This is a genomic window from Ewingella sp. S1.OA.A_B6 (assembly GCF_049889095.1).
In the GTDB taxonomy this organism is placed as follows: domain Bacteria; phylum Pseudomonadota; class Gammaproteobacteria; order Enterobacterales; family Enterobacteriaceae; genus Ewingella.
Window position 1 is genome coordinate 23,619 of the sequence record NZ_JBLJFK010000019.1, and the last position, 11,224, is coordinate 34,842.

An 11,224-nucleotide genomic window follows, 5' to 3' on the forward strand; every position below is an offset into this window, starting at 1 on the left:
CCCTTCAGCAATGAATGAATGTGAGCAAATAAAAACCTGATGACTACACGGCGTAGCGTTTTTCTAACGGTGAAATTTTTTGCTCAGCGCGGTAGCAGCGCTTTCCCGTGGTGGTCGAGAAAAAATATTGAGAAGGGGTCGCCCAGCAGAGTCCAACCAGACTGCCTTCAGCAAAATGTTTCATGCCGGGGGTCTTGACGGTCAGCGTGTCCTGACAGGCGGCCAGCTGGCATACCACCAGCGTGTCCGCGCCCATATATTCGTAGCTGACAACTTGCCCGATGAGGAGGCCATTCTCCGCGGAGGTGAGCTGAATATCTTCGGCCCGCAGGCCAAGGCTCAGGCCATCTTCGTGACTGTTCTCTACCACCGGGGTCGGTATATCGCCCAGATAATGGTGCAGGTCACGGCGCAATAACGGGATGATATTCATCGGCGGGGCGCCGATGAACTGGGCGGCAAACACCGTCGCCGGGTTGTTGTATAAATTGTCCGGCGTGTCGTGCTGCTCGATGGCACCGTCGTTAAGCAGAATAATTTTGTCCGCCATGCTCATGGCTTCGGTCTGATCATGGGTGACATACACCATGGTAAGACCCAGTTTTTTCTGAATACCACGGATTTCACGACGCATGCTCTGACGCAATTTAGCGTCAAGATTCGACAGAGGTTCATCCATCAGACACAGCTTGTTATTGGCGATCACCGCGCGGCCCAGGGCCACGCGCTGCTGCTGTCCGCCGGAGAGCTGAGCCGGAAGCCGGTCCAGAAGCATGTCGAGCTCCATCAGCTTGCTGACATCGGCCAACCGTGACGCGAAGTGGCGTTTATCTTCACCCCGGGCGCGCAGGCCAAACAGCAAATTCTCACGCACGTTTAGATGAGGAAACAGAGCGTAGGACTGAAACACCATTGACAGCTTTCGCTGAGAAGGCGTCAGCGCCGTGACATCCGACTGCTGGAAATAAATGGTGCCGCTGTCGGCATATTCCAGCCCGGCAATGGTGCGCAACATGGTGGATTTTCCACAGCCGGAAGGCCCCAGCAGCGCAATGAAGTCGCCCTCTTCCACATCAAAGCTGATGTCGTTGAGCGCAATTTTATGGCCCCAGGTTTTCCTGATGTTGTGTAGTGATAAGTAGCTCATGCCCGCTATGCATCTCTGCAATGAGTGATGGGCATAACGTAGCGAGATTGGATGAACTTTTTATGAAGCCTGTGTGACGCTTCATCGAGCCTTAGCCCCCGAAATACCTGGAAGCAGGGGGATAAACAGAGTGAAAACAGATAATCATCCCGCCCTGATAGTGAGCAGCGGGATGCTTAATCCAGCGGTTTAATTCACCGGTAGCCGATCCAGAATGGCCTGTGCGGTATTGACGTCGGTCACCAGCGAGTTGATCATCCCCGAGCGCACCGCACCGATGATCCCTGCGGCTTTTTCGGGTGTCGCGGCCACGCCAATGGTCAGCGGCGTGCGGCGCAGCTGATCGGCAGACGCCGCAATCATCCGTTCTTCTCCTTCCCAGTGCAGGATCTCGCCCGACTCGGTGACGTAGTGGCGCAGAACATCCCCCGCAGCATTGCTCAGCGCCTGCTCGCCGGGCGTCGCCGTGCTGGACTCACTCGGTTTCGGCGCATGCGTCAGGCCGATACCGACGATCGCCACATCGAGTTTATCCCACAGAGAGATAATTTCCTGCACGCTGGGGTCGCAGAGAAACGCATCCCGAAGCTCTGTTGAAGAAATATAAGGCGCATGCAGAAAATAGGGCGTGCCCTCCATCTGTTCAGCCGCCCGGCGCACGAATTCAGTGATCTGAAAATGCGGTGCGGCCTGCTGCATACCGCCGTTCATCGCCACGGTCAGAACGCCCGGCAACCGTGGCATTCCGGTTAGCGTGACTTCGCGTATCGCCCTGCCCCAGCCGATACCGAGCACTGAACCCGCGCCTAAATCAGCCTGTGACAGAATCGATGCCAGCGGCGCGGCAAGCGAACCGAGGACATTATTGGGCGGTGCATCAATCACGTAGGCCGTCTTCAGCCCGAGACGCGCAATAAGATCGGCGGTCATGTTTTCCGGCGACGATAAACCGATGACTTCAATGCGCACAATGCCCGCTGCGCGGGCTTTATTCAGCAACCTGGAGATGGTTGCCGTCGAGACACTCAGCTTGCGGGCGATCTCCACCTGCGACATATCAGATTCGTAATGCAGCTTAGCCACCATATGCATCATAGCGCGCGTTGCTGCAATATCTTGCAAAATTGGTTCTTTCAGCTTGAAATTCCTTTCAGTAATGAATTACACTCAAATTGTCGATTGAGGAATTATTGCGCAACAGCCCGGCAAACGCAATGTTCCTCACAGGGCTGAATCCCTTGTAAACCGGCACTTTTAACGGTTTTAGCCCCCTTCTATCAGAAGGGAAACGACAGAACGCCCAGTGTAATCGAGATTTTTTCATCTGTAATAAATTTCACGCTAAGGAGAGTTCCATGTCAAAAATGTCAACGTCAGAGCTTCGCAGTTATCAGCAAATTTGTGGCAAAAATGGTGCAATGATGGTCATCGCCTGCGATCAGCGCGGTGGCATGCGCAGCCTGCTGTCCAATGACCCGCAACAGCAGGCTTCAATTTCAGAACACGCACTCGGTCAGATCAAAGCCGACATCACGCAGTATCTGGCCAGCAAAGCTTCCTGTGTGCTGGTCGACCCGGTTTGCGCCGTGCCACAGTTGGTGGACGACGGCATTATTGCCCGCGATACCGCTCTGCTGATTGGCCTCGATGCATCAGGTTGGGATAATTCGCCAGAAGGCTACCGTCTGTCGCGGCTGGCCGCCAACGTGGATGCACGCCGCGTACGTGAACTGGGTGCAACCGGCGGTAAGATAATGGTCTACCTGCGTGCTGACCTGCCGGAAGCCAATCGCCACAACATTGCCATCCTGCGTCAATGTGCTGAAGATTTTGCCCGCGAGGATCTGCTGCTGGTGGTGGAGTTCCTGACCTACAAACTCGACCACGAAACCGAGGAAGAATATAAAGAAAAAATTCCTTCACTGATTTATGGTGGCACAAGAATTTGTCTGGAATGCGGCGCGAAGGTGCTGAAACTGCCTTATCCTGGCTCAAAACAAGCCTGTGCAGACATCACCACGCTGGCTGGCGACGTGCCGTGGGCCGTGCTTTCAGCGGGTGTTGATCACACGACTTTCCTCAAACAAGTGGCGGATGCCATGAGCGAAGGTGCATCGGGCGTTATCGCCGGGCGTTCGCTGTGGAAAGACTGCATTTCGCTAGACCGCAGTGCGACCAAATCCAAACTGGAGACGCTGGCCGTTCCGCGTCTGAATGAGCTTCAGGCCGTGATTCAACAGTATTTCCAGGCACCGGCACGCAATAAAACCGAACAGGTGGAACATGTCTGAGAACAGAGCAGCTTTTAACGTCGAACGTGCGGGCCAGCCGGGTAAACGGGTCATTCTGGTCAACGGGATCCCTGCCTCCGGTAAAAGCCGTCTCGCCGTTGAGCTCTCTGCACGTACCGGCTGGCTGCAACTGTCGCTCGATGGCATAAAAAACCCGTTCCTTCAGCGTCTTGAAGGCGTAGACCGCGCATTTAACCGCGTGCTGGGACAGGCGAGTTATCAGGTTATCTGGTCTATCGTGGCGGATGCACCGCAAGGCAGTACCTTTATTGTCGATGCCTGGTTCGGCTTTCAGCCGAAAGAAGTTCTCAGGAGTTACCTGACGCAGGCAGGTATAACGCAGGTAGTGGAAATCTGGTGTCAGATCTCCGCAGAGCTGGCGGCAACGCGTTACGCAGCACGGCTGGATCAACGCCTTCCCGGACATTTAGGCGCGGAATATATTCCCGAATTAAAAACTCTGGCAGTAAATGCCCTGCCTATGGAGTTCGGAGCTGTATATTATGCCAACCAGGACCAGCCGGTAAATATCAATGTTATCCAACAATGGATAGACAATGTATTAAAAGAGCAATAAGCATAATCGCAATATCAGGGAAATATTATGTTACTGTTCAAATGGCTCACTAACATTAATTCAGTAACCACAGAATCTCTATGTCATTAATTACAGAGAAATTTTAACAGCATTATTTCTTTCCAATGACAAATAGGAATAGATAGATCACAGTTTTTATAATTTTTAAATATGATACTGAGGAAAGCCGTTAATTATTGTTAAGAGGTAATATGTTAACTGACTGGATTAATGAAAGTAACATTAGCATAATTAATCATATTGAGGATTGGCAACAGGCCGTTGCATTAGCCGTACAACCGTTAATTGATTCGGGTGCGGCAGAAAGCCGCTATCTTCAGGCTATATATGACATGCATCGGGAAATTGGTCCTTATTATGTTTTGGGTGAAGGCATTGCGATGCCTCATGCCCGGCCAGAAGAAGGCGTTATCAGAACGGCGCTGTCTTTAGTGATTGTTTCAGAAGGGGTCGAATTCGGCAGCGAAGATAATGATCCTGTCTATGTTATTTTCGCGCTGGCCGCCATAGACAGTCATTCACATATTGAAATGATCGCCAGCCTTTCTCATTTATTTTGCGATGAGGATTCCACGAAACAATTAAGACAGAGTAAAAGCAAGCAGGAAGTGTTAGAGATCATCCGACAGTTTTAGACGTGAAGTGAAGAGGAATGAACATAACTTGTTGTTCATTAACAATTAAAATGGATCATCTGTAAAAACCCATCACCTACAAAATGCGTAAGGGAAAAACATGAAAAAGTTATCTATCCTGGCAGTATGCGGTGCAGGTCTGGGCAGCAGTTTTGCCTGTGAAATGAGCATCGAAGCGGCCTTAAAAGATTTAGGTATCGAAGCTGACTTGTCGCATTGTGACATATCCAGCGCCACCTCAACGCGGGCAGATATTATCTTCACCGGGGAAAATTTCAGATCACAATTCCAGCATTACACAATAAAAGCCAATATTATTTACCTGAAAAGGTTAGTGGATAAGAATGAAATAAAAACCAAACTGATGCCCGTACTTCAGGAAATGGGCCATCTGACGGTTTAATAATAAAAATAGTCTATTCCAATAGAACAACTCTACATATCTACTACAGGGGACGCTTATGTCTTTCCTTCACTTTATTGTTAATGATGTATTAGGCCAGGCATCAATATTAATATCACTGATCGCCATGATTGGTCTGATCGCGCTGAAAAAAAGTCCGGGACAAATTATTACCGGAACCATGAAAACGCTGCTAGGTTTTTTAGTACTGCTCTCTGGTGCCAGTATTATCGTCAATGCGCTGACGTTTCTGGGTGAAATATTCCAGAAAGGTTTCCATATGCGCGGTATCGTCACCGATGTTGGGTCGATTGCCGGCATTGCACAACAAACCCTCGGACGCGAAACGGCATTAATTATGGTATTAGCGTTTATCGTTAATATTCTCATTGCCCGCTTCACGCGGTACAAATATATTTTCCTGACCGGCCAGGCCTCTTTATGGATGGCAACAGTCTGTTCGGTGATCGGCTATATGGGCGGTTTACGCGGTACAGAACTGATCGTAACCGGCGGTATTATTGCCGGAGTGATGGCAGTGGCAATGCCGGTACTGGCGCAGCCGATTGTGCGCAAGATTACCGGTTCAGATGACTTTGCGCTCGGCCATTTCTGCACCATCGGTTATATCGTGCAGGCCGGTGTGGCAAAAATAACCGGTGATGTCAGTAAAAGCACCGAAGACTTCGAGCTGCCGCAGGCCTTCTCTTTCCTGCAAGACACTTACCTGTCGATGATGGTGGTGATGATCCCGGTTTATCTGATCCCCGCCATCGCCGCAGGCCCGGAAGTGGTCGCGCCTTATGCCAACAGCGTTAACTATCTGGTTTACTCGTTCCTGCAATCAGTGCAGTTCGTGGTTGGGGTATATGTGCTGTTAGCCGGTGTGCGCCTGTTGCTGGCTGAAATCGTTCCGGCGTTTCGCGGTATTGCCCTGCGCATTGTGCCGAACGCTATTCCGGCGCTCGACTGCCCCGTGCTGTTCCCTTATGCACCCAACGCGGTGATCATCGGTTTTATCTCCACCACCATCGGCTCGATTATCGGTATGTTTCTGTTCCCGAGCATCGGCCTGGCGATGATCCTGCCAGGGATGCTGACCAACTTCTTCGCGGGCGGCACCGCCGGGATATTTGGTAACGCAGTCGGTGGACGCCGTGGCGCCATCATCGGCGGCATCTTCCACGGGCTGTTTATCACCTTGCTGCCAGCCTTATTACTGCCGCTCTTAGGTAAATTCGGCTTCTCTAACGTGACCTTCAGCGACTCGGATGTGATCGGCGTCGGGCTGGTGTTCGGCCATTTCCTTAACTTCTTCCACTGAGTTCAACGGAGATTGATATGAATACAGAGATCGACGCCATTTTAGCGCAAAACCTGCTACCGGCAGACTGCGCTAAACAACTCAACGCACTGGGAACCCGGTATCAGGAGCAGCAGGATCTGGACACCGCTATCGCCTGTTGGGAACAGAGCATCGCCTGTTATGGCAAACCCGGTTTCGCGCAGGCGCAGCTGATGAAAGCCTACAACGCCAAACGCCGTGAATGCTCACACGCTGGCGACGGCAAAGGGTTGGAGCTCTATTCCGACAAGATTGACGGCTTAATGCAAAAGAGCAAAGACGCGATTCGTTACGGTTTTTGAGTGCATCCTGTCGGTAAAACTGATACTAAAAGGCCAGCGACTACGGTTGCTGGCCTTTTCGCTTTTCTATCAGAGAAACCAAAAACCATGCCTATCACTACCCTGACCCGTCTGGCCGATCTCCCCGCGAAACAGTGGGACAACATGGTGCCTGCCGGGCAGCCTTTTCAGCGCCACGCTTTTCTTAGCGCGCTGGAGGAAAGTGGCGCTCTGGGTCCGGACTCAGGCTGGCAGGCTGAACATCTGTTATGGACTGAGGGCGGTCAGACTCTGGCGGCAATCCCCGGCTACCGTAAAATGCATTCGGCCGGCGAGTACGTTTTCGACCAGGGCTGGGCCGAAGCCAGCGAACGGGCGGGTATCCGTTACTATCCAAAATGGCTGGGTGCGGTTCCCTTCAGCCCGGTGACCGGCGCTCGCCTGTTAGGTGATCCCGTTGCGGCTGCAAGCCTGCTGGACTACCTGCCCGATTATCTGGCGCAGCATCATCTTTCCGGCGCACATATCAACTTTACCGATACTGCGAGCAGCCAGCTATTGGCGGGAAGAACCGACTGGCAGCAGCGCACCGGCTTACAGTATCACTGGCACAATAAAGGCTATCGCGATTTTCAAGATTTCCTCGACACGCTGGCGTCACGCAAGCGTAAACAGATACGCAAAGAGCGGGAGTCAGTCGCCGCGCAAGGGTTTGAATTTGAGTGGTTAAGCGGTGCACAGGTCAGTGAAGCACAATGGGATTTCGTCTACACCTGTTACGCCAACACTTATCTGGTCCGCGGCCGCGCACCTTATCTGACACGTGATTTTTTCAGCCTGCTGGCCGAACGTATGCCGCAAAATCTGCGACTGGTACTGACCACGTTAAGCGCCCAGCCGGTCGCCATGGCGTTCAGCCTGGTGGATGGCGATACGTTTTACGGCCGCTATTGGGGATGTCTGGCGGAGTTCAACCGGTTGCACTTTGAAACCTGTTTCTATCAGGGAATGGAGTACGCTATTGCGCACGGGCTATCACGCTTTGACGCCGGAGCGCAGGGCGAACACAAGCTGCTGCGCGGCTTCGAACCGGTGATCACCCATTCGTGGCATCATCTGCGGCATGGCGGTTTGCAGGCCGCGGTGGAAAATTTCCTGCAAGAAGAGCGTGCCGCCGTTCTGGTCTGGCAAGAAGAAGCCCGTCAGGTGCTGCCATATCGTCAGGCCTGACGGATTTTATTCACGATGATGTCAGTCGACACCCACAAAACCACCGGTCTGATGCTGCCATAAACGGGCATACAGGCCGTTGTGTTCCAACAGTTCACTGTGGCTACCTGATTCCACAATCTGGCCTTTCTCCAGGACGATCAGCCGGTCCATTTTGACAATGGTCGACAACCGGTGGGCGATCGCAATCACCGTTTTGCCCTGCATCAGATCTTCAAAACTCTCCTGAATCGCGGCTTCTACTTCGGAATCCAGCGCTGATGTTGCTTCGTCGAGAATCAAAATCGGCGCGTTCTTAAGCAGTACGCGGGCAATAGCAATGCGCTGGCGTTGGCCGCCTGAGAGCTTCACGCCGCGTTCGCCAACATGCGCATCCAACCCAGTTCTTCCTTGTGAATCATAGAGTTGGGGAATGAATTCATCGGCGCGCGCCTGACGAATAGCCAGCAGCAACTCTTCTTCCGTCGCCCCGGGCCTGCCGTATAACAAGTTATCGCGAATGGAACGATGCAGCAGCGAGGTGTCCTGGGTGATCATGCCGATCTGTGCGCGCAGGCTTTCCTGCGTGACGTCAGCAATGTTCTGCTCATCAATCAGAATGCGTCCGCCGTCGATGTCGTACAGCCGCAGTAGCAGGTTCACCAACGTCGATTTGCCTGCGCCGGAAGGCCCGATCAGGCCGATCTTCTCGCCGGGGCGGATTGCCAGATCCAAATTGGGGATCACCGGCGCACCTGTGTTGGCATTCTCTTTACCGTAATTAAACCGTACGTGATCGAAGTGGATCGCTCCCCGAGCCACCTTCAGCGGCTTGGCCTGCGGTTTATCAATCACGGTCAGCGGCCGCGCAATGGTGTGCAGGCCGTCCTGAACGGTACCGATATTCTCGAAGATGCCATTCACCACCCACATGATCCAGCCAGACATATTGACGATGCGGATCACCAGGCCGGTCGCCAGCGCGATAGCGCCGACGCTGATCATAGATTGCGTCCACAGCCACAGTGCCAGTCCGGTCGTGCTGACAATCAGCATGCCGTTCAGCGTCGTAATGGCGAAAGCCATACCGGTCAGCAACCGTCCTGCCAGCTGGGTTTTATGTGTTTGCTCAGTGATGGCTTCCCGGGCGTACTGCTGTTCTAACTCACTGTGTGCAAACAGTTTCAATGTGGAAATATTGGTGTAGCCATCCACAATGTAGCCCATCAGTTTTGAGCGTGCTTCCGAAGACTCTACCGAGCGCTGTTTTACGCGCGGCACGAAATAACGCAGGCACAGACCATACAGAACGATCCAGATCAGCAGCGGGATCATCAACCGCCAGTCCGCTTCGGCAAACAGGAACAACGCGCTGGCGGCATAAATGGCCACATGCCAGATGGCGTCCACCGTCTGCACCGCCGAATCACGCAGTGAACTGCCGGTCTGCATGATGCGCTGGGCAATACGCCCGGCAAAATCACTCTGGAAAAAGTTCAGGCTCTGTTTCAGCACGTACTTATGGTTTTGCCAGCGGATCATACTGGTCATGCCGGGCGTGAGGGTCTGGTGTACCAGCAAATCATTCAGCCCGAAAAACACCGGACGCAGGACCATTGCCACCACGGCCATCCAGATCAATTCACCTGCGTGAGCAGAGAAAAAACTTCCGGTCGGCGTCGCTTTGGTGAGGTCAATAATTTGGCTGAGAAAGCTGAACAGCGACACTTCGATCAGCGATGCAATCAGACCCACCAGCAGCAATGCGGCAAAACTCGGCCAAACCTGACGCAGGTAATAGAAATAAAAAGGAAAGACTTTATCCGGCGGCTCTGCGCCCGGCGCCTCACGGAAGATGTCGATTATTCGCTCGAAACGGCGAAACAGCATGGAACACCTCTTAAGTTATGGGTCGTCAGGACTGTCCTGCCCTGATCTGCAAGCGTTGATGATAATGTCGATCATACTAAAGAACCTATAAGAGTAGATGAAATTCCCATCGGCGTGGGTTGGCTTTTTGGTTTGATCTTTAGGTCATAGCTTTTATGATGGAGACTACATTCTGTACTCAACGAGAGGGATTTATGTCAGTAAAATTAATCGCAGTGGATATGGATGGCACGTTTCTCGATGACAATAAAAAATACAATAAAATCAAATTTTTGACGCAATATGCGCAATTAAAACAACAGGGTATAAAATTCGTTGTCGCCAGCGGCAATCAATATTTCCAACTAGAATCCTTCTTCCCGGAAATCGCTTCTGAAATCGCCTTTGTGGCAGAAAACGGTGCCTATATCGTTAACGAAGGTCAGGATATCTCTGTCGCTGAAATCAGCCCGGAGTCAGTAGGCAAAATCCTCGAATTCCTCGACAATATACCCGGTTTACACACCGTGATTTGCGGTAAAAATAGCGCCTGGATCCAGTCTTCGCAGCCCGAAGCTTTTTACCTCAAAATGCACCGCTTCTACCACAAGCTACAGAAAATCGAAACGTACCATGAAATTAATGACACGATTTTCAAGTTCGCCTTAAATATCTCCGATGAGCATCTGGCTGGCTTTATGGCCGCCCTCGATAAAGCACTCGGCCATATCATCACCCCGGTATCCAGCGGTCATGGCTCCGCCGATCTGATCATCCCGGGCCGTCACAAAGCCAACGGTTTGCGTATATTGCAGGAAATCTGGGGCATCGACGACAGCGAAGTGGTGACGTTCGGTGACGGCGGCAACGATGTCGAGATGTTGCAACAGGCCGGGTTTGGTTTCGCTATGGCAAACGCCATGCCGGTCGCCACCGCTGCAGCACGGTACAAAACGGTATCGAATAATGAAGAAGGGGTGTTGAAAGTGATTGATGACATCCTGGCGGGAGAAGGCGTTTTTAAAAGATAAAAACCAATCTGATTTTGAATTTAGAAAAGCTTCGGCCGCGTTCAAAACGACGTCGAAGGAGCGGTGAGAAACGGCGAGAGGTTTTTTCGAGCTGGTCCGAATCCGAACTGAGAGGACTGCGGAGCAGCGGAGTTGGCGGCTATAGCAACGGTGACTGAAACACGGCCATTGTGACCCGCGTAGCGGCTGTTTTTAAAAAGCGGGGATTCCAAAGGGTCGAGCGACTGTATAGCCGGTCACATGGGTAACACTTTAGACCGGCCACATGGGTAACAGTTATAAATGGCGTAGCAGAGGAGAGACGCTATGCCCTGGACAGAGACTGTTATCATGCAACGACTTGAGTTTATCTACGCCATGCAGAACAGCGGAGAGTCTTTCTCCGCTGTTTGTCGCCAGTTTAAGATCAGCCGTA

The 11,224-nt window shown here is 52.1% G+C and carries 11 protein-coding genes; 8 read left to right on the plus strand and 3 right to left on the minus strand.

The genetic code is table 11. The features are described from left to right. Positions 1–43: 43 nt before the first annotated feature. Complete coding sequence (locus ACMV8I_RS20575) at positions 44–1,147, minus strand: ABC transporter ATP-binding protein (RefSeq protein WP_498867044.1); 1,104 nt, start codon at positions 1,145–1,147, stop codon at positions 44–46. 189 nt (positions 1,148–1,336) lie between these two features. Continuing rightward, positions 1,337–2,269 (minus strand): sugar-binding transcriptional regulator, encoded by a 933-nt coding sequence (locus ACMV8I_RS20580; protein WP_498867045.1) that lies wholly within the window; start codon positions 2,267–2,269, stop codon positions 1,337–1,339. A 233-nt stretch (positions 2,270–2,502) separates the two neighbouring features. Here ACMV8I_RS20580 and ACMV8I_RS20585 point away from each other — a divergent pair, with 233 nt between their 5' ends. The 7 genes from ACMV8I_RS20585 (at position 2,503) to ACMV8I_RS20615 (ending at position 7,930) form a co-directional block, all read left to right on the plus strand. Beyond that, on the plus strand, positions 2,503–3,438 hold the full coding sequence (locus tag ACMV8I_RS20585; RefSeq protein WP_498867046.1) for a tagatose-bisphosphate aldolase: 936 nt from the start codon (positions 2,503–2,505) through the stop codon (positions 3,436–3,438). Continuing rightward, entirely contained in the window at positions 3,431–4,015 is a 585-nt protein-coding gene (locus tag ACMV8I_RS20590; RefSeq protein ID WP_498867047.1) for a P-loop nucleotide/nucleoside kinase family protein, read from the plus strand. The genes ACMV8I_RS20585 and ACMV8I_RS20590 overlap by 8 nt, the downstream gene beginning before the upstream one ends. 212 nt (positions 4,016–4,227) lie before the next feature. Beyond that, on the plus strand, positions 4,228–4,671 hold the full coding sequence (locus ACMV8I_RS20595; protein WP_498867048.1) for a PTS sugar transporter subunit IIA: 444 nt from the start codon (positions 4,228–4,230) through the stop codon (positions 4,669–4,671). 100 nt (positions 4,672–4,771) lie between these two features. Beyond that, complete coding sequence (locus tag ACMV8I_RS20600; RefSeq protein WP_498867049.1) at positions 4,772–5,074, plus strand: PTS sugar transporter subunit IIB; 303 nt, start codon at positions 4,772–4,774, stop codon at positions 5,072–5,074. 58 nt (positions 5,075–5,132) lie between these two features. Continuing rightward, a complete protein-coding gene (locus ACMV8I_RS20605) occupies positions 5,133–6,398 on the plus strand; it encodes a PTS sugar transporter subunit IIC (RefSeq protein ID WP_498867050.1) in 1,266 nt (421 codons plus the stop codon). 17 nt (positions 6,399–6,415) lie between these two features. Next, a complete protein-coding gene (locus ACMV8I_RS20610; protein WP_498867051.1) occupies positions 6,416–6,721 on the plus strand; it encodes a hypothetical protein in 306 nt (101 codons plus the stop codon). 87 nt (positions 6,722–6,808) lie between these two features. Beyond that, positions 6,809–7,930 (plus strand): GNAT family N-acetyltransferase, encoded by a 1,122-nt coding sequence (locus tag ACMV8I_RS20615; RefSeq protein ID WP_498867052.1) that lies wholly within the window; start codon positions 6,809–6,811, stop codon positions 7,928–7,930. Positions 7,931–7,951: 21 nt separating this feature from the next. Here the strand turns inward: ACMV8I_RS20615 and ACMV8I_RS20620 are convergent, their stop codons facing one another. Next, a complete protein-coding gene (locus ACMV8I_RS20620; protein ID WP_498867053.1) occupies positions 7,952–9,799 on the minus strand; it encodes an ABC transporter ATP-binding protein in 1,848 nt (615 codons plus the stop codon). Positions 9,800–9,993: 194 nt separating this feature from the next. On the opposite strand from ACMV8I_RS20620, the gene ACMV8I_RS20625 reads away from it, so the two are divergent. Then, positions 9,994–10,809, plus strand: coding sequence for a Cof-type HAD-IIB family hydrolase (locus tag ACMV8I_RS20625; RefSeq protein ID WP_498867054.1), 816 nt, complete (start codon positions 9,994–9,996; stop codon positions 10,807–10,809). Positions 10,810–11,224: the final 415 nt, after the last annotated feature.